Here is an 18,944-nt window from a genome sequence, read left to right on the forward strand (position 1 = left end):
CATTAGGCAGGATTGCCGCTGTTATCCGTCGTCCACGATTCAGTCTGAAACGCGATAAAGATCGCAGCCCACGTCTTGCTCGCAGGAAGTTCAAAGACCAGCAATCCATCCTGCCAGATGCCATTGTCTTTCTCGAAACTTCCCGGCGGATTTCCCTGGTTCATGTGAATATCGTGAATGCCGGTGCCTTCCGTGTATTGGCTGCCGAAGGCGTAAATGGTGCCGTTGTCATCGGCAATCGCCTGGTTCAAGAACTGAATCACTGCGTTCTTCAGATTCGAAGACTCGGTCTTTCCGGGCAGCGGCAGCAATTGCATCTGGCTCAACGTAACGATCGGCTGACCATTTGTCGTGCTGCGCACAAAATCCACTGCGGGATTATCCTGCATCGTCAGCCGGGTCATGCCAACGGCGAGAGCGTCGAGCAGAGAGGCATCGGGCGGCGTGAAGTTCTCATTAATGAAATAGAGAACCTGCGAGCCGTTGGTTGATTCGATGTTCACCGCGATCTGATAAGTTTTCCCACCCGCAGCCACATTGATTAGATAATGCGGCTGCGAGTCGGGCGATAGGTTGCCAGACTGAGGATCGCCCTTGAGCACGCTGTATTCGTAAATAGGCATTGAATACTCCGAAAGCTGTAACCGTACGCGTAGCTGACTGCAGGGCGATGAAAGATCAGAAGCCCATGATGTTGTAACCGCAATCGACATAGACCGTTTCGCCGGTTATGCCGCTTGCTAAATCAGATGCAAGAAAGAGCGCTGTGCCGCCAACTTCCGCCTGCTCCACATTGCGGTGCAGGGGTGCGCGGTCGGCGTGGGCTTTGAGCATATCGCTGAGGCCGCCGATACCGCGCGCGGCCAGCGTTTTGATCGGTCCTGCGGAGATGGCGTTTACGCGAATATTCTTTCTGCCAAGATCTGCTGCCAGGTAGCGCACCGTAGCCTCGAGCGCGGCTTTGGCGACGCCCATAACGTTGTAGTTGGGAACAACTTTTTCTGCGCCGAAGTAGGTCAGCGTGATAATGCTGCCGCCCGCGGTCATCAAAGGAGCCGCCGCGCGGCTGAGCGCAATCAGCGAATAGACGCTAATGTCATGCGCTATACGGAAGCCTTCACGCGAAGTCTGCACAAAGTCATTCTTCAGTTCATCGGCGGGCGCAAAGGCAACGGAATGCACCAGCACATGCAGCTTGCCGTAGCGTTCTTTTAACTGCTCAAAAACCTGCGTAATTTCGCCGTCGTTTGACACATCGCACTGAAAAGCCTCAGCTCCCGGTAGATCTGCAATCAGGCTTTCGGCCTCTGCCTTAAGGCGTTCGTTCTGATAACCAATGGCCAGTTTCGCGCCTGCTTCATGCAACTTCTGCACAATCGCCCAGGCAATGCTGCGCTTATTGGCAACTCCAAATACGACGGCTACCCGTCCTTCAAGATTCAACATGGAACTTCTTCCCTCCAAACACGTAAGCATATCAGCCGCCGAGATCTACTAACTCGACTCCGGCGATTTCCTCGCCAAGAAATCTCGATCCTAAACGGCGAAATTTATCTACAGAATCCGTTGCATAAAACCGGCGCAGCCCGGCTCCGCCGCCAGCCCTGTCGCCGAGTGCAGCCGCCACCTGCATCGCCGTCGCTTCCGCCGAATCGATCACCCGCAAATCCGGAATCGCCCGCTGAATCTGCGAACGCAGCAACGGATAATGGGTGCACCCAAGCACCAGCGTATCCGCATTCAGGTTTTTTGCCACCGCTTCATCCATAAGCTCTGAAAGATAAATACGCAGCACCTCCAGCGTCACCGGATGCTCAATCCATCCCTCTTCCACCAGCGGAACCAGCAGGGGGCACGCCTTTTCCAGCGCGCGCAGACCGCGCTCCGCGCAGGCCCGCTCATAAGCATGGCTCTGCACCGTCGCGTCCGTCGCAATCACCAGCGCATCCTGCGTCTGAGAGTGAGCCAGCGCCGCATTCGCGCCCGTTTCGATCACGCCCAGCACCGGGACGCGCACCGCATCCTTGATGGCGTCGAGAGCCAGCGCGCTCGCTGTGTTGCAGGCAATGACAAGAAATTCCGCGCCCTCTTCCGCCAGAAAACGCGCACTTGAAACCGCATAGCGCGCAATCGTGGCTTGTGATTTCGACCCATAGGGCAGCCGCGCCGTATCGCCCAGATATACATAGTCCGCTGCCGGTACGTGGCGAAGCAGAGCCGCCATCACCGTCAATCCGCCCACGCCCGAATCAAAGACGCCAATCTTCACTCGCGCACCGCCGTCTCCGTATCCGATGCGAGATACACGCGAGTCAAATCCGCGTGACCGGCAAGCGTGTCTTTCTGCTGGCCGTCCACCAGAAAGCGAACCTCAGTAATTTGCGGAAGATCCGCATGCAGCGTCGCAATCATCGAGAGCACCGTCAGAGTTTCCGGTTCAATACCGGAGGGCTGCGCCTGTACAAAGGCCGAATTCAGATTCACCACCGCCATTAGTCCCTGGCCGTCCTTTTGTTGCGAAACAGGCATCAGGAATACTTCATCCACACCCGAAGCATTCGCAATCGGATGGGTTGATTTTGGCGCGGCATATTCTTCGAGCAGCTTCTGCATCAGCACGCGTGCTCGCGCATTCGGATCCTTCGGCATCGGGAAGCTGCGCTCCACCGGAATCAGCGACCCGTCCAGATCATTCGCCACCAGCAGGGTGATTTTTTCAACCGGCGCGCTCGAAGGTGCGCTCAGCGGCAGACTGTTCGCAGCGGTTATCAACCGGTCATGCGCCCGCTCGCGCATGCGAATCAGCACGATCGCCATGATGACGGCCACCACCAGCATGGCCCAGAATGCAACGCGCTGGAAACGGGGAATCAAGGCTGCTGTCTCCAGTCGTTCTTCCACTGCATGAGTGCGGCAGTCAGCGCGTCGATGATCTTGTTCTGATAACTCACATCCGTCAGCGGCGTCGCCTTTGTCGTATTTCCCTGGGCGAGCGGTGCAATCTCCACTGCAATCGCCGGGCAGGCGAAACTATCCATCGGCTGCAGCGCAGTGCGTGCCAACGTAACCGGAACCGCTGCATGGCCAAGCGCTGTGCTGATTTCAGAAGACAGCCGCAGACTCTGAGTTACATAAGCGGCCTGCGCCGTCTGCCAGGGAAGCAGTTTGGAGTACGGAATGGGCGCGAGTGACGAGGTAAACAGATGCACGCCGCTCCCGGTGGTCGTAGCATGCAGCGTGACACACGCCGCCGCCATGGCGCGATTGGCTGCCTCAGCACGCGAAACCATAGGTATCAGCGTGTCGGCGTCCCGAGTCGTCACGATCTGAATGCCCCGTGAGGCCAGCGCCTGGCGAAGCCGCACCGAAAAGCCCAGCGATAAATCTTTCTCCTCCAGCGTATCGCTGAAGCGCGCGCCGGCATCAGCGCCGCCATGCGCGGCATCCAGCACGACAACATACTGCGGCTGCACCTGTGCTCTCTGTGCCGAGGGGACCGCCGGCATTTTGCTGATATCGGGCAAGCTCGATGGAGGTGGCGTCTCCTGTGCCGCGAGGCCAATTGCCATCACCGGGAGCAATAAAAAAAGTGCAAATCGAATTGTGGCGGAAAATATCGGCATACGACAGCGTCAGCAGCCTATTTCAGTCCAGCGGATAGATCGCAAGCCCACTCAACAGCTTTGGGAAAAAATCGGTGGATTTCTGCGGCATCACATCACCGGCAAATGCAACCTCGCGCAGCTGATTCATGGTTACCGGATTCATCAGAAACGCGATATCTGCTTCGCCATTTGCTACCTGTTCCATGGCTTCCTCTGCCTCTCGCAGATATCGCAGATTGGTCTGCTCGCGTATCGCCTCCGGCGTAATGCCCAGCAGTTGTTCAAGAACCAGGCCGTGCAATTGCGCCACATCCAGTTGCCGCTGCCGTTCGGAAAGGTGTGACAGCGCCTTCCCAATCGTCTCCGGCTTTGCGATTAAAAGAAAATTGCCAGCCTTCGTGACAGCCATCAGCGCAGTTCTTTCAGAGCCTGCCTCAGCGAGCGTTTTCTGCAAAGTCACTGCATCCTCGGAATCGACTTGTTCCACGTCGAAATAAGTCTTTGCCTGCTCCACAACCGCTGCGGGACCGAAATTCTTCAAGCCAAAGACCACGCGATGCGTCGGCAGAATCACAAGTCCTTCCGCATCCATATTCACGAAGGTCATCATCACTGCGGCTTCGGGATAAGGTGGGTGTGGCAGCGAGGCCGTATTCCGCTCGCTCGAGGTCGGCTGCGCAGGCGCATGCTCTTTCGAGTAATTCAGCGCCGTTTCATAGCGATGGTGTCCGTCAGCGATGATCAGCTTCTTATCCCGAAGCGCGCTGGCGAGGATATTGATCGTGCCCGGCTCGCTGATCTTCCAGACACGGTGCAACACATCGTATTCGTCGGTCACTTCGATCTCCGGCACCGCGCTCTCGTTGAAGAGAAGTCTTTCCGCCGTCAGTCCCGGATCGGAGTACAGCATGAAAATCTGTCCGAAATGCGCGCGCGTGGCTCGCAGCAGATTCAGCCGATCGGACTTCGGTTTTGACAGGGTCTGCTCGTGACGGAAGACGACCTTTTCGCTGTAGTCGTGCAGTCCTCCGAGCGCAATGAAGCCGCGGCGCTCCAGAACCTTGTTATCGGAACCCGGCACTGTGAATTTTTGCGAGTAGGCATAGATGCTGGGCTCCACTTCCTGCGCCAGAATGCCGCTCTCGCGCCAGTCGGAGAAATCGCGGGCCGCGCGGGTGTACACATCGGCGTTTTCGGCGCCGTCAAAAAGCTCCGGCAGACCAAGAATAATGCGAACCAGATTGTAGGGGCTTTTCTGGTAATACGCCTGCTGCATCGAGGGAGAAATCTTATCGTATGGCTGCGTTACGCAGTCCTCTACACGAACAAGCGATGGATTGTAGCGCAATGCGCGAAACGGATAGATGCGGGCCATGCGAGCGGCGATAACTCCCGGAGCTCTGATTTTTTATTGTCGGGGCAGTGATTGCTCTATCTCGATTGTATCCCACGCATTCTGGAGGAGTTTCCATCGCTGAGCCACCGCTTTTCCGGCGCAGAAAGAACGACTCGGCAACCATAACCACCGCTTCACCGTATCGATTCTCATGGCATCGAAAAGTCCTGGACCAGCTTTCGAGCCGCCGTGCTACGATTCTGCTCAAGAAGGACGAGGGTACCCACTCATGGCGCTCTTGCTGGGGCGCAATCTCGCTCGCTCGACCGGAACTGCATACGGCCACATTGCATCCGCTCTTATTGTGCTGCTTTTGGGACTGCTGACGATTTCTCCGTTGCGTGTTTTCGCGCAGGAAGATCAGTTGAACCGCGTCCACGTGCCGCCACCTCCGCCAAAGCCGGAACCTGACGCGCCTCCGCTACTGCAGGGTGAAGACGCTATGAACGCCCGCCACAACGAGCGCATCCGTGTCGATGTAAACCTTGTGCTGGTGCCGCTCATCGTCACCGATCCAATGGACCGCCTCGTGACCGGCCTCGAAAAGCAGAACTTTTTCGTTTATGAAAACAACAAGCTTCAGAACATCAAAACCTTCTCGCAGGAAGACGCTCCGGTATCAATCGGAATCATCTTCGACCTGAGCGGCAGCATGGCCAATAAGGTCATTCGCGCCCGCGATTCCATCCTTCAGTTCATGCACACCGCGAACCCTCAGGATGAGTTCTTCGTCATCGGATTCAACGATCGTCCGGAGCTGATCGAGGATTTCACCTCGAACCCACAGGATGTAGAAGCGCGCCTAACCATGGTCCACGCTGAGCACCGTACCGCCCTTCTCGACGCGATCTATTTTGGCCTGAACAAAATGAAGCAGGCCAAATACGATCGTCGCGCCATCCTCATCGTCTCCGACGGAGGAGATAACCGCAGCCGTTACACGGAAAACGAGGTTCGCGCTACCGTACGCGAATCCAACGTGCAGATTTACTCCATCGGCATCTTCGATCCTTACGCCGCCACCACCGAGGAGCGGCTCGGCCCCATGCTGCTGAACGACATCAGCGGCGAAACCGGGGGCAGGCTCTTCCGCGTGGATGATATTGCCGAAATGGGTGATATCGCCGAAAAGATCAGTGCCGAGTTGCGCAACGAATATGTGCTGGGCTTCAACCCCGATGATCTACGAAAAGACGGCAAGTGGCGTAAATTGAAAGTAAAGCTGGTTCCGCCTCCTGGGCTGCCCCTGCTTACTGTTCATGCACGCACTGGATACTATGCGCCATTGCAATAAACGGCCTGCCGTTGTTTTTGTTCTCCTTTTCGCTTATTTTGCTTCCGGCTGGGCTCAGGCTCCTGCGCCGCAGGCACGGCCCGATCAGCAGCCGCCACTCACCGTTGACCGTGATCCCATCGTTTCGCCCGATGCTGCCGACAATCAGCCCGTCAGCCCAAATAATCCGGGAGCAGCGCGCCCGGGCACGCTTGAGCATGGCAGGAGGGGCGAATTCACCTTCCACCGTGACGTGGACGAAGTGGTCCTGAACGCCACAGTGCTCGACGACCATAGCCACCTGGTGAATGACCTGAAGCAGGATAACTTCCATGTCTTTGAAGACGGTGTGACGCAAAACATCGCCTCTTTTCAGCACCAGGACATTCCTGTTTCGATGGGTATTCTCGTCGACAACTCAGGCTCAATGCGCGACAAGCGCATTGCGGTAAATTCTGCGGCACTCGATCTGGTCAAGGCCTCCAATCCGCAGGATGAAGCCTTCATCGTCAACTTCTCCGACGAGGCCTTTATCGATCAGGACTTCACCTCCGATATTAATAAGCTTCGCGACGGCCTGGCTCACATTGATTCCAAAGGCGGAACTGCGCTTTACGACGCTGTGGTTGCTTCCGCCGATCAGCTGGCCAAAAATGCAAAACGCCCCAAGCAGGTGCTGCTCATCGTCACCGATGGCGAAGACAATGCCTCCAGCCTGAACCTTGAACAGACGATTCGTCGTGTCCAGGACCTCGAAGGGCCGGTGGTTTACTCCATTGGCCTGCTCTTTGGAGACAGTGGCGGAGGCCGGGAAGCGCACCGCGCCCGTCGCGCCCTGCAGATGCTTTCGAATGAGACCGGAGGGATATCTTACTTTCCGCATTCACTCTCGGAAGTGGATGAGATCTGCGCCGAAGTCGCTCGCGATATCCGCAATCAGTACACCATCGGCTATCACTCGACAAATCCTGCGAGCAAAGGAGGCTACCGCCTCGTGAATGTCCAGGCCAGCGCTCCCGGCCACAGCAAGCTAAACGTACGCACTAAACGCGGCTATTACCCTAAAAGCGACAAAAACAGCGTGGCCGCACAAGCCACCTCGTCGCATCAAAAACAGTGAACTGGCAGCTTCGGATTATTGTCTGATAGCGCTAAACCGCCGTCATTCTGACGATCAAAGGAAGGAAGAATCTCAAATCAGCATCGCTGGAGGATTCTTCCCCTTCGTTCCCCAGGGTCAGAATGACGGTTATCCTCCCCGGTTGACGCTGAAAATCGCTACATAAAAAAGGGGGGCAGATTTTCATCTCCCCCTTTTTTATTTCATAAGTTACGTAAATAAATGATCTCCGTACAAACAGTGGACGGGCGTCTATCCTTCCACAACCGGAACTTCCTTCATCTTTACGCCCGATAAAGTCTCCCATCCGCGACGTGAGAGGTCCCACCAGATCAGGTAGCCGGCAATGGCGGCAATGACGATCAGCACCGTCCCGCTGATCCACTCGCCGAAGACGAACTTACCCAGTCCGAAGAGCGTTCCGTAAACCAGCACGCATCCCATGACCGTATCGAAGGCGTTCGCTCCAAAGTCGCGTACCGGGGGCAGCTCCGGAGCCTGTGCAGCAATATGTTTCCAGCCATAGACCGCTGGATGCACTCGACGGTAGAAGGCCAGCAGCGTCGATTCCTTCTCGGCAGGCGTAACGAATGTTGCCACCAGCCATGCAATTGTCGTCACACCAGCGGTAATGAGCGTGGATTTGGCAAAAACGACTGCATTATTGCCAGTGAACCCAACATGCGATAGCGCGAGAGCGACGACAGCCGCAACGATCATCGCGGAAATCTCGCTCCAGGCATTGATGCGCCACCAGAACCATCGCAGGATATAAACCGCGCCCGTGCCCGCGCCAAGATTGAGAACCAGCTCCCATCCGGCACTGATCGAAGTCAGCTGGCTGGCAACATAACCGCTCGCCAGCACAAGAATGACCGTAATGATCTTGCTGACGAAAACGTAATGCTTTTCGCTGCCGTTCCTCTTCCAGAAGCGGCGATAGAAGTCGTTGACCAGATACGAAGTGCCCCAGTTCAGCTGCGTGCCGATCGTCGACATATAGGCAGCCAGGAACGCGGCAACCATCAAGCCACGCAATGCAGGAGGCAGATAGTCGCGTAGCACCATCACGTAGCCCTGTTGCGGATTCGCAGCGTAAGCCGCGCTCGGATGCAATCCCCCGTGAGGCGAATACACCGCCAGTGCGACAAGGCCGGTCACAATCCACGGCCAGGGCCGCAGCGCATAGTGCGCAATATTGAACCAGAGCGTTGCCCCGAGCGAGTGCTGCTCATTCTTGGCGCTGAACATGCGCTGAGCCACGTAACCGCCACCGCCCGGCTCCGCGCCCGGATACCAGGCCGCCCACCACTGCACACCGATGTACATCAGAAACGTAAGCAGCGGCAGCGTCCAGATATTTGCGGTGGTAAGCCCGGTATGGAAGTCGGGCAGGAACGACAAGACATTGGAGGTTGGCTGTCCAGCAGCTCGCGTGGACTCGCCAACCACGGCAAGCTGCAATTTGAGGGCATGCATGCCGCCAATCTGCGAAACCGCCAGCCACGCCAGCACGACGATCATCGTCATCTTCAGCGCGAACTGGAAGAGATCGGTGACCAGCACGCCCCAGAGTCCGCCAATGAAAGTGTAAAGACCCGTGAAGGGAACCAAAATAAAGATGCAGATTGCCAGCGCCGTATGCCGTGGATCGCCCAGCGTGTAATGAAACAGCGCATGGCCGCCGATGCTCAACTGCAACATGCGCCCTTGCGCGATCACCGGTCCCAGCACCACGGAGATAATATCGACCATCGCCCGCGTGACCCAGCCGAGGATGAAGCAGTTCATCAGCAGGCCAAGGTAGATCGCTTTGAAGCCACGCAAAAACGCTGCAGGCTTACCGCCGTAACGGATCTCAACAAGTTCTACGTCAGTAAGAATTTCAGCGCGCCGCCAGTAGCGGGCAAAGAAGAAGACCGTCGTCATGCCGCTGAGGCAGAGACTCCACCAGATCCAGTTGCCGGAAATACCCTGCGTCGCTACCAGGCCGCAGACCAGTAGCGGCGTATCGGCAGCAAAGGTGGTCGCCACCATCGAGGTACCCGCCAGCCACCAGGACACGTCGCGTCCTGAGACGAAAAAATCTTCGGTCGAGCCGCTCGATTTGCTGCGGTAATAAACGCCAATCAGCAGATTGAATAGCAGATAACCGGCTATGACAAGCCAGTCCGCAAGGGTTAATGACATGCGCTTCTCTCAGGATCCAGGAATTCTAACAGTGAAAGCAGTATATACAGGTTTACATCTCTTAGGAAACAGCTTTTCATCAGCGGTCTTCGTGGAAGTCAAAGTAGGCAAGGTTCATATTTCCCTCACTCAGAATGTGAACGGTAAGAATGCTTTTCCCCGCAGGCAGGTGAAGCTTTACAAAGTTTTGCTGCAGATTCCAGTGGTGCCACTGCCGCCATGCAATCGGGTCGGAAGCATTGAAGGTAGAGATAATCGGGAGCGGTCCGGTCGCATCCTTGCCATTCACATCGAGAGAGATCGTCCCGCCGCGATTGGAAGTGTAGAGGAGGTCAGCGCCATAGGTGCCGGCGTGCGCCGCGTTTACCGTGATGTTGAACCACTCGCCCGGCTCCGTCCAGCCCACGTAAAGCAGATCAACCGGAGGCTGCACTTTGTCATACGGGCTATTGTCAATCGTGTCGTGAAACTTGGTATAGGAGGTATCAACAGCTTCGTGCATGCGGAACTCATTGAGATAAGTTCCATCTGCTGGATTCAGTACTCCGCTTCCTAGATTTTTCTCCGTGGTGTCGTGATAAGCAATGCCTTCGCCGCCCTGATCGTAATAGGCGCACAAGACACGCCCGGGAATGCTCTGCGCTCCGCCCGTGTGATGACTGTCCTGATAAGGAGTGCCTTTGTATTCGGTCGAGAAGTCCGACACCAAAATTACGCTCGATGTGAGCAAGGCCATAGCTGGAAAAAGAAAGGAAAAGAGCCGCACGTAACCTCCGGAAACAGTCTACGGCGGCGCGATTGAGAAAGGGTTATTTCTTCTGACAGTTGGGGCACCAGTAGACGGTGCGTGTCGCAAGCTCAGCACGTTCAATTTTCGTTCCGCAGATAAAGCACGGTTTGCCATGCCTGCGATAGACATAGCGCTCTTCTTCTTCACGCACCGGGCCGCGGGGATGCGGCCTGTCTTTGGCACTTGTCGTGACGTAGCGCGTGTCCTTCACACCCGCAGACATGAGCGTCTGCGCGTCTTTCCAGATCGATTTCAGGGAAGCGAGATTCACATCTTTGCCTGGACGCAGAGGATGAATCCGCGCGCGGAAGAGAAGTTCCGCGCGATAGATATTGCCGATGCCGGCAAAGACTGATTGGTCCATCAACAATGCGCCGATGGATGTGTTGCGCTTGGCGATCTTTTCGAATGCCGGTTTTGGATCTGAGCCGGGAATCAGCGGATCCGGACCGAGACGATCACGCAGTAATTGCCATTTTTCATCTGTGAAGATGGATGTGTCTGTACCGCCTCGCAGCTCCATCCAGTCAGACTTTGTATAGATTCGTAGCCGCAGCGCGCCCTTCACAGGAGGAAGCGGCATCTTGCCCTGCTTGAAATCACCATACATCCCGAGATGTACATGCAAAATCAGATCGCGTCCGAAGCGATACCCAAGATGCTTGCCAATAGCATCGACGCGAATCAGTTTGTGTCCATCTAAAACTTCGGCATCAGCAAATCCACCGTTTGGCGAATCAACATGCACGCGCTTACCGGCAAAGACCGCGGCATGTTCTTCCGCAAAACGGTGGATCTGATTTCCTTCAGGCATAATTTCTTAATTCCAAACAAGCTCCACCGGCACGGCTTCAATTCGGCAGAACATATCCGGCTCCATCCTGTTCAGCTGGGCCTTGAATTTCTCTGCTTCCTCGCGCGTGCTGAACATCAGGGTGTTGTACACCCGTCCCGCTCGCAACTGCTCGCATTTCCATAGGGTCTCAGTCATTTTTTCAAATACTCCAATCTTTCACTTCTATAAACACGAGGGGCGCGCTAACGTTTCGGTGAGCGCGCCCTTAGTGTTACCGAGTTTTATCGCACTCGTTATTTTTTCTCGTCAACGTCCACGTATTCAGCATCGATGACGCCTTCATCTTTCTTTTCTTCCGTCGTACCCGCTGCTGCCTGTGCTCCGTCTGTCGGAGGAACACCCGCGCCAGCTGCGTTGGCTTTGTACATGGCCTCGGCCAGCTTGTGCGACGCCGTGGTCAGTTTCTCCCGCGCCGTATTTAATTCAGATGCAGAAGGCGTGCCTTCGAGCGTCTTTTTTGCTTCGGCCAGTTCAGTCTCGACATCGGTCTTGTCGCTGCCGGAGACTTTATCGCCGCTATCCTTCAACATCTTCTCGATGTTGTATACCAGGCTATCGAGCTGATTGCGAGCCTCGATCTCCTCACGCTTTGCCTTGTCTTCAGCCGAATGCGCCTCGGCATCCTTCGCCATGCGTTCGACTTCCTCTTTGCTTAGACCTGAAGATGACGTAATCGTAACCTTCTGGTCCTTGCCGGTAGCATTATCCTTCGCCGTAACATTCAAGATGCCGTTGGCATCAATGTCGAACGTTACTTCGACCTGAGGAATACCACGCGGAGCCGGAGGAATGCCGCTGAGCTTGAACTTCGCCAGCGTACGGTTCTGCCCGGCCATCGGGCGCTCGCCCTGCAGAACGTGGACTTCGACTTCCGTCTGCGAATCCGCCGCTGTCGAGAAGGTTTCAGTCTTCTTCGTCGGAATGGTCGTATTGCGCGGAATCATCGGCGTCGCCACGCCACCCAGCGTTTCAATTGCCAGCGTCAGCGGCGTTACGTCGAGTAGAAGCAGATCCTTCACTTCGCCCGAAAGTACGCCAGCCTGTACCGCAGCACCGATTGCAACCACTTCGTCAGGATTCACACCCTTGTGCGGTTCCTTGCCGAAGAGCTCCTTCACGACCTGCTGGATGCGGGGCATGCGTGTCTGTCCGCCAACCAGGACCACTTCGTCGATCTTGCTCGCATCGACTCCAGCATCTGCCATAGCCTTTTTGCAGGGTTCGAGCGAACGCTGAATCAGGTCTTCGACAAGCTGCTCCAACTTGGCACGCGTCAATTTCTTGACAAGGTGCTTTGGACCGCTTGCATCCGCCGTGATAAACGGCAGATTGATCTCGGTCTCCAGTGCGGTAGACAGCTCGATCTTCGCCCGCTCAGCTGCGTCTTTCAGACGCTGCAAGGCCATTTCGTTGCCCTTCGAGCGCAGATCGAGGCCTTCATCCTTCTTGAACTCGTCAATCAGCCAATCCACGATCTTCTGGTCAATGTTGTCGCCACCAAGGTGCGTGTCGCCATTGGTCGACTTCACTTCGATGACGCCTTCACCCACTTCGAGAATCGAGATATCGAACGTACCGCCGCCGAAGTCGTAGACAGCAATCGTCTCATCTTTTTTCTTATCGAGACCGTAGGCCAAAGCGGCAGCCGTCGGTTCGTTCACGATACGCTTTACGTCAAGACCGGCAATGCGTCCGGCGTCCTTCGTGGCTTGGCGCTGTGCGTCATTAAAGTACGCAGGCACGGTGATGACGGCTTCCGTCACCGAGGTGCCGAGATAGTCTTCTGCAGCCTTTTTCAGCTTTTGCAGGATCATCGCCGAAACCTCAGGTGGCGTGTAATCCTTGCCCTGCGCCTCCACTACGATGTGGTCGCCCTGCTGCTTCACCTTATAGGGGACCATCTTCATCTCATCGCTCACTTCATTGAAGCGGCGGCCCATAAAGCGCTTGATCGAATAGATCGTATTTTCGGGGTTCGTAATGGCCTGGCGCTTGGCCACCTGCCCTACCAGGCGCTCGCCGCTCTTGGTGAATCCCACTACGGACGGCGTCGTGCGCCCGCCCTCTTCGTTGGGGATCACCTTCGGCTCACCGCCTTCCATTACGGCTACGACGGAGTTGGTCGTACCCAGGTCAATTCCAATAATTTTTGCCATAATCCTCTGCCTCACTGCCCTTGTGCTGGCTTCAGCCTTGAAATAGCTGAAATTAGCTTCGCACTTGAGTCGTTTATTGTCAACTTATCTGATGCTATCTAACACATAGAGGATGCATAATTGTAAATCGCTGATTTCAATGGAAATGCATCCACAATCCGCTTGGCTGTATCCAACGGAAAGCAGCTTAATCCTGAACTAACCCAGAAGCATTCATGCCAGGCGATAACCTCTCTCAATCCGCCCAAAATGCCGGGGGAAACCCTTGGCTTATCGCCATTTCGGTCATGTTGGCGACGTTTATGGAGGTTTTAGATACCGCCATTGCCTCCGTGGCCCTGCCGTATATCGCCGGTTCGCTTTCGGCTTCCAATGATGAGGCTACCTGGGTTCTGACCAGCTATCTGGTGGCAAATGCAGTTATTCTCCCCGCCAGCAACTGGTTTGCCCTTCGTTTTGGACGCAAACGCTTTCTTATCATCTGCGTCATCATCTTTACCGTCGCCTCATTCTTCTGCGGAGCCGCCCCGTCGCTGGCCTTCATCCTGATCGCCCGCGTGGTTCAGGGAGCGGGCGGTGGCGCGCTGCAGCCGCTTTCGCAGGCCATTCTGCTCGAAAGCTTTCCCCCTCAGAAGCGCGCTGCGGCCATGGCGCTATTTGCCTTCGGAGTGGTCGTGGCTCCGGTCATCGGGCCCACACTCGGTGGTTGGCTAACTGATTCGTACAGCTGGCGTTACGCCTTTTACATCAATATTCCGGTTGGCGCGTTGGCTGTGTTTATGATCAGCCGCTATGTGAAAGACCCGCCCTACATTAAGAATGCCAAGGTCGGGCCCTTCGATAATCTTGGATTTGGGCTGTTGGCTGTCTGGTCGGGTTGCCTGCAGGTGATTCTCGATAAAGGACAGGAAGACGACTGGTTTGGCGCCATTTGGTTACGCTGGGCTTTTGCCGCGCTGGTCATCAGCTTTATCTGGTTCCTGATTCACTCCTGGCGGAAGAAGGAGCCCCTGGTTAACCTGCGCACGCTCAAGGATTGGAATTTTGCCATCGGTTGCTCTCTCATTTTTATGTTCGGCGTTTGCATTTATTCCATGGTCACGGTGCTGCCGCTGTTCTACCAGGAACTGCTGGGCTACACGGCCTTCACGGCTGGCCTCGTCGTCGGGCCTCGCGGTCTCGGATCGATCATGGGCATGCCCATCATCGGCTATATCAGCAACAAAGTCGATGCGCGCTACCTCCTGACCTTTGGCTTCCTGGTCTTCGGAATAACATCACTGGTTTTCGGCAACATTACGCTGGATATCAGCCCAACGACGCTGCTTTGGCCCATTATCATCACCGGCTTCGCGCTGAGCTTTGTCTTTGTGCCGATCACGACGCAGGCTTATGGAACGCTCAAGAATGAGCAGATTGGCAACGCCAGCGGTATTTTTAACCTGATACGCAATATCGGCGGCTCCATCGGCATTTCCGTAGCGCAGACTCTTCTCGTTCGTCGGGCTGACCATCACCAGAACGAAATTCTCAACTATGTGAGCCAGTCGAGTTTCTGGTTTGAGCAGCGCATCAGCGATCTCAGCCGCTTTCTCGGCCGCGCAGCCAATCCTGCCAACGGCTTGATCGCCAGCCAGAGCCAGCTTTATAAGCAGCTGGGTCAACAGGCGATGTTGTGGGCCTTCGTCGATGTCTTCCGTTACATGTCGCTGCTCTGTTTCGTCTCCGTGGCGCTGGTCTGGCTTTTCCGTAAGGTCAAGCCCGGTAAAAAGGCTCCAGCCGGGGCACATTAGGCAGAAAAAACTCGTCCAAGCCTTCTAGTCCCCGGCTCCGCTTGTAGCAATCAACGTGAATAAGCGTTCGACAGCATTTCAGGAGTGACGGCGCCGCGCACCCGATACATTTCCTCGGAAATGGTCGCGAGCTTGGACGGGCGAAGTTGCGGACCCAATCCATAAAACTGTTGGAAGCTCATGATCAGAGGCCGCCATTTGTCCGGGTCGATGCGGTTGGGAGCGCCCCGCATCTGAATGCTGTCGTCGACATGAACGCGCGTGATGCGGACTTCCAGCGCGACCAGTGATCCTCTGCGCTGCTCGTCATCTTCCTCAAGCGAATGCACGTTCTCGAGCTTTGCTTCGAGTTGGACGGGGCATTCGAGTGCCCGTGGAGCTTTTACTGTTTCGGAATTTCCGATGGTGAAACCTGAGATCCCGAACTTATCTTTTTCGTGCCAGTAGCCCTTCTCCAATTTATGCGGAGGCACAGGATTGGAGCCCGTGGTTAGGGCGAGGCGATCGACCATGTCTGCCAGATCTTCAGAAGGGAGGTTGAGGACGCATTCGCCGGTGCGGATCAGGTTTTGCGGCGTCTTCGAGCGCGCTCCAAGGCCAAGTACACAGCGCCTGCCAAGCCACCACGCTGAGGACATTGGAGCAAGGTTGGGCGAGCCATCTTCGTTCAAGGTACCGATGAGCACTACTGGAGTTCCAAAATACAAGATTGCCGGATCAATGGTTTGCAGCATCGCAAATTCCTCGTTTCTGTAGACACAGTAGAGAAAGCGTTGCGAGCAAACTATCCGCATCTTGCGCTCGAATTTTAATGGATCACAGAAATGGTTCGGTCTGTATATATTTACCAATTGGTAAATAATGAGCGATCCTGCCCGCATCTAAATTTTCTGATCTGCGAAATCGAAAGGACTGCGCATGCAGGAACGAAAGTTCGTTACGATTGAGCCCAAGATCCTTTACTTTGGGACGCCGGTGGCGCTCATCAGCTCACTCAATGAAGACGGCAGCACAAATCTTGCGCCGATGTCATCGTTCTGGGCGCTGGGATGGACGCTGATGCTCGGATTGCTGGATGAGACGAAGACGGCGGAGAATTTTGCGCGGCATGCCGAATGCGTCATCAATCTCCCTTCGCCGGAAATGTGGCCTCAGGTGGAGAAACTGGCTCCCTTGACGGGAAAAGATCCTGTGCCCGAGATCAAGGCAAAGCAATTTCGCTATGAGCACCAGAAATTTGAGGCGTCAGGATTGACGCCCATGCCGAGCGAGACGGTTAAGCCGATGCGGGCTGCGGAATGTCCAGTGCAGATGGAGGCGCGTGTCGCAAAGTTGCACCAGATGGGCGGGGACAAGCTGAACGCATTAGGCGGCGGCGTGGCGGCTGAGGTTGAGATTGTGCGCGTGCATGTAGACGAGGAGTTTGTTCTGAGCGGACACTATGTCGATCCAGAGAAGTGGTCGCCGCTGATTTATAACTTCCGTCATTACTTCCGCCTGGCAGAGAAGGAATTGGGCAAGACCTTTCGGGCGGAGAAATAGCCGTCATTATTTCGAGCGTGGGGCAGGATTGGAAGCAGATGGCGGAGTGGACTGCATAGGATGCCGCAACAAGGCGCTTCCTGCAACAGCCACGACGATACAAGCCAGCGCAACCGTCAATATTTTGGAGAATGAAGCCCGTAACGAGGCAGGCGTTTGCGCGGGACGCTTTCGCAACGTCCAGATCACCGCGATGACGCCAAGATGAATCAGCATTCCGATGGCGCCGGTACTGTCGTTGAGAGGATCGCCATTATGGATGTGCGTGTAAACAGCGCCAAACATATCGATGGTGAATCCGATTAAAGTTGGAAGCATCGCCCAGGGTAAAAAGAAACCGATTCCTCCTATGGCTTCTGCGATGATGATGCATTTGAGAAATGCAATCGAGTATCCGGATTGAGTGAAGAACTGAATCATGCTCTCCATGTAAAAAATCTTAGCGATACCGGCGATGGAGAATGCAACGCCAATGGAAAGGCAGAGCGCAAGGTAAACGGAAGAATCGAGCAGAAGCTCCCGGCGATCTTTACGGCGTGCGGACAGTCCAAACAGTGCGCCGTAAAGAAAATTGCTTATGTCAGAAATTACCCCGCCCGAGATACTCCAGAAATGTTGGTGCCAGATCAAGCTGGCAACGAAAATGGCACACCTCAGGGCCAATAGGATGACGACGACAGTGAGATAGCCGCGTGCGATTCGAGAAGGCCCTATCTGAGCGGCGCGGCGGCTGAAGAGAGCGCCGAGGACAAATCCGACAAGCATCACTGCCAAAAATAATCGACCCTGTAGAACATGAATCTCCTTCATCGCCCATGAAAACACGGCGTGAGATTGCGAAGGAGGTATTGCGGCAAGGGGTGTGTGTCGTGCGGTGACTTGTTCGTTCGAAGCAATTAATGCATGGCCGTTACGGCTTCGCCTTCCGGCATCTCGACGAGTGCGGGTATGCGCGTTCTCCCGATCAACAGGATGAGCAGGGCAGCGAAGGCGGTACTCGATAGAAGCGAGACGATAGCGGTTGCTCCGAGTACGCCGATTCCCATGGAAATGAGCGAGCCTGTTCCGGCTTGCAAGAAACCTAGCAAGGCCGATGCGCTGCCTGCGTCCTTTGAGAGGGTGCCATGCCGATGGCGGCGGCATTGGGGTAGGTCAATCCTATCGACAGCAGAAAGAAAAAGAAGAGGACAAGCGTGGCGCGCAGATCGATGAGGTGCATGTGCGCCCCTGCGAAAAAGACGGCACCGATGAAGACCTGAAAGCTCAGTGCGTAGAAGAAAATCTTCTGGCTGCTGAAGCGGCGCAGCAGAAAAACGTTGATCTGGTTGCCTCCGATGAAGCCCATGACCAGCACGGCAAAGATAAGGCCGAAGGCTTTAGCGCCGAGGTGGTAGCCGTCCATAAAAATGATGGGCGAACCGGCGACGAAGGCGAAGAGGCCGGCGAAGGAGAAGGCTCCGGCGAGCGCGTAGGTAATGAACTGCGGCTGCCTGAGAATCATCCAGAAGCCTCTGAGGATGGGCTGCGGGCGGAGCGAGATGGATTTGTCAGGCGTATGGCCTTCCGGCAACAGCGTGAAGATGAGCGTGAGAATCAGCAGTGCGTTAGCGGCGAGGAGAAGAAAGATCCAGCGCCAGCCGAGACTTGAAACGAGCAGGCTGCCAACGGTGGGCGCGAGCAGCGGCGAGGTCCCGATGATGAGAAAGAGCAGCGAAAAGATTTTGGCACTCTCGCGGGCGTGGAAAAAATCGCGCACCATGGCGATGGCAGCCACCTGTGCGGCGCATCCTCCCAGCGCCTGAATGAAGCGCAGTGCGATGAATACATGAATGCTGTGCGCCTGCGCGCAACCGATGGACGCGAGGATGTAGACGATGAGGCCGACGTAAAGCGGGCGCTTGCGTCCGAAGCGATCAAGCAGCGGGCCGTACAGAATTTGTCCGAGAGCGAAGCCGACGAAGTATGTCGAGAGCGAGATAGAGATGAGGGATGTGGTCGTGCCGAATTCTGCAGCAATGCGCGAAAAAGCTGGCAGATACATGTCGATGGCAAAGGGCGTAACGACACTGAGTAGGCCCAGCAGGAAGATAATCCATGCGTGTTTGTAACGTAACGATGTCATTTTTGTGGATCGTGAAGAGAATTAAAAGTGCAAGTTCTCAAACCGCAATGCTTTGGAGAATTCACTCAGTGGATTCTTCGGCAGGCGACAAAGATTCAGTA

19 protein-coding genes are annotated in these 18,944 nt (G+C 55.5%); 4 read left to right on the forward strand and 15 right to left on the reverse strand.

The annotated features are described in order from the left end of the window. Positions 1–2 precede the first annotated feature (2 nt). The 6 genes from GSQ86_RS20040 to GSQ86_RS20065 are packed head-to-tail and all read right to left on the reverse strand — an operon-like array spanning position 3 to position 4,980. Complete coding sequence (locus GSQ86_RS20040) at positions 3–623, reverse strand: YukJ family protein (RefSeq protein ID WP_158751951.1); 621 nt, start codon at positions 621–623, stop codon at positions 3–5. 55 nt (positions 624–678) lie between these two features. Beyond that, positions 679–1,446: an enoyl-ACP reductase gene (locus tag GSQ86_RS20045; protein ID WP_158751952.1), complete on the reverse strand. Its 768-nt coding sequence runs from the start codon at positions 1,444–1,446 to the stop codon at positions 679–681. Positions 1,447–1,477: 31 nt separating this feature from the next. Beyond that, positions 1,478–2,269 (reverse strand): glutamate racemase, encoded by a 792-nt coding sequence (gene murI, locus GSQ86_RS20050; protein ID WP_256366851.1) that lies wholly within the window; start codon positions 2,267–2,269, stop codon positions 1,478–1,480. Next, the gene (locus GSQ86_RS20055) at positions 2,266–2,874 is read right to left on the reverse strand and encodes a GerMN domain-containing protein (RefSeq protein ID WP_158751953.1); all 609 of its coding nucleotides are present in this window, start codon (positions 2,872–2,874) and stop codon (positions 2,266–2,268) included. The genes murI and GSQ86_RS20055 overlap by 4 nt, the downstream gene beginning before the upstream one ends. Next, positions 2,871–3,623 carry an N-acetylmuramoyl-L-alanine amidase gene (locus GSQ86_RS20060; RefSeq protein WP_158751954.1) on the reverse strand — a complete coding sequence of 251 codons (753 nt, stop codon included), beginning with the start codon at positions 3,621–3,623 and terminating at the stop codon, positions 2,871–2,873. The genes GSQ86_RS20055 and GSQ86_RS20060 overlap by 4 nt, the downstream gene beginning before the upstream one ends. A gap of 22 nt (positions 3,624–3,645) precedes the next feature. Next, complete coding sequence (locus GSQ86_RS20065; RefSeq protein WP_158751955.1) at positions 3,646–4,980, reverse strand: DUF1015 domain-containing protein; 1,335 nt, start codon at positions 4,978–4,980, stop codon at positions 3,646–3,648. A 250-nt stretch (positions 4,981–5,230) separates the two neighbouring features. On the opposite strand from GSQ86_RS20065, the gene GSQ86_RS20070 reads away from it, so the two are divergent. Both GSQ86_RS20070 and GSQ86_RS20075 read left to right on the forward strand, forming a co-directional pair. Beyond that, the gene (locus GSQ86_RS20070) at positions 5,231–6,295 is read left to right on the forward strand and encodes a VWA domain-containing protein (RefSeq protein ID WP_158751956.1); all 1,065 of its coding nucleotides are present in this window, start codon (positions 5,231–5,233) and stop codon (positions 6,293–6,295) included. Then, positions 6,279–7,394, forward strand: coding sequence for a VWA domain-containing protein (locus tag GSQ86_RS20075; protein WP_158751957.1), 1,116 nt, complete (start codon positions 6,279–6,281; stop codon positions 7,392–7,394). The genes GSQ86_RS20070 and GSQ86_RS20075 overlap by 17 nt, the downstream gene beginning before the upstream one ends. A gap of 252 nt (positions 7,395–7,646) precedes the next feature. On the opposite strand, the gene GSQ86_RS20080 is transcribed toward GSQ86_RS20075, so the two are convergent. The 5 genes from GSQ86_RS20080 to dnaK form a co-directional block, all read right to left on the reverse strand. Continuing rightward, positions 7,647–9,584, reverse strand: a complete 1,938-nt coding sequence (locus GSQ86_RS20080) for a sodium:solute symporter family protein (RefSeq protein ID WP_158751958.1) — start codon at positions 9,582–9,584, stop codon at positions 7,647–7,649. Between the two features lie 79 nt (positions 9,585–9,663). Beyond that, positions 9,664–10,350, reverse strand: coding sequence for a hypothetical protein (locus tag GSQ86_RS20085; RefSeq protein ID WP_254062507.1), 687 nt, complete (start codon positions 10,348–10,350; stop codon positions 9,664–9,666). Positions 10,351–10,393: 43 nt separating this feature from the next. Next, on the reverse strand, positions 10,394–11,188 hold the full coding sequence (locus GSQ86_RS20090) for an Fpg/Nei family DNA glycosylase (protein WP_158751959.1): 795 nt from the start codon (positions 11,186–11,188) through the stop codon (positions 10,394–10,396). Between the two features lie 6 nt (positions 11,189–11,194). Further along, positions 11,195–11,365, reverse strand: coding sequence for a hypothetical protein (locus GSQ86_RS22880; RefSeq protein ID WP_174239996.1), 171 nt, complete (start codon positions 11,363–11,365; stop codon positions 11,195–11,197). Between the two features lie 98 nt (positions 11,366–11,463). Next, positions 11,464–13,386 (reverse strand): molecular chaperone DnaK, encoded by a 1,923-nt coding sequence (gene dnaK / locus GSQ86_RS20095; protein WP_158751960.1) that lies wholly within the window; start codon positions 13,384–13,386, stop codon positions 11,464–11,466. A 215-nt stretch (positions 13,387–13,601) separates the two neighbouring features. Between dnaK and GSQ86_RS20100 the strand changes: the two genes are divergently transcribed. Next, positions 13,602–15,179 (forward strand): DHA2 family efflux MFS transporter permease subunit, encoded by a 1,578-nt coding sequence (locus GSQ86_RS20100; RefSeq protein WP_158751961.1) that lies wholly within the window; start codon positions 13,602–13,604, stop codon positions 15,177–15,179. 50 nt (positions 15,180–15,229) lie between these two features. Here the strand turns inward: GSQ86_RS20100 and GSQ86_RS20105 are convergent, their stop codons facing one another. Continuing rightward, a complete protein-coding gene (locus GSQ86_RS20105; RefSeq protein WP_158751962.1) occupies positions 15,230–15,913 on the reverse strand; it encodes a flavin reductase family protein in 684 nt (227 codons plus the stop codon). A 184-nt stretch (positions 15,914–16,097) separates the two neighbouring features. Here GSQ86_RS20105 and GSQ86_RS20110 point away from each other — a divergent pair, with 184 nt between their 5' ends. Continuing rightward, on the forward strand, positions 16,098–16,721 hold the full coding sequence (locus GSQ86_RS20110; RefSeq protein WP_158751963.1) for a flavin reductase family protein: 624 nt from the start codon (positions 16,098–16,100) through the stop codon (positions 16,719–16,721). 6 nt (positions 16,722–16,727) lie between these two features. On the opposite strand, the gene GSQ86_RS20115 is transcribed toward GSQ86_RS20110, so the two are convergent. From GSQ86_RS20115 to GSQ86_RS20120, 3 genes are all read right to left on the reverse strand, one after another. After that, entirely contained in the window at positions 16,728–17,486 is a 759-nt protein-coding gene (locus GSQ86_RS20115) for a DoxX family protein (RefSeq protein ID WP_254062573.1), read from the reverse strand. A gap of 131 nt (positions 17,487–17,617) precedes the next feature. Next, the gene (locus GSQ86_RS23175) at positions 17,618–17,809 is read right to left on the reverse strand and encodes a hypothetical protein (protein ID WP_216841223.1); all 192 of its coding nucleotides are present in this window, start codon (positions 17,807–17,809) and stop codon (positions 17,618–17,620) included. Continuing rightward, positions 17,803–18,843 carry a multidrug effflux MFS transporter gene (locus tag GSQ86_RS20120; RefSeq protein WP_216841224.1) on the reverse strand — a complete coding sequence of 347 codons (1,041 nt, stop codon included), beginning with the start codon at positions 18,841–18,843 and terminating at the stop codon, positions 17,803–17,805. Before GSQ86_RS20120 ends, GSQ86_RS23175 begins: the two co-directional genes overlap by 7 nt. Between the last annotated feature and the right edge of the window lie 101 nt (positions 18,844–18,944).

Source organism: Acidobacterium sp. S8, assembly GCF_009765985.1.
In the GTDB taxonomy this organism is placed as follows: domain Bacteria; phylum Acidobacteriota; class Terriglobia; order Terriglobales; family Acidobacteriaceae; genus Alloacidobacterium.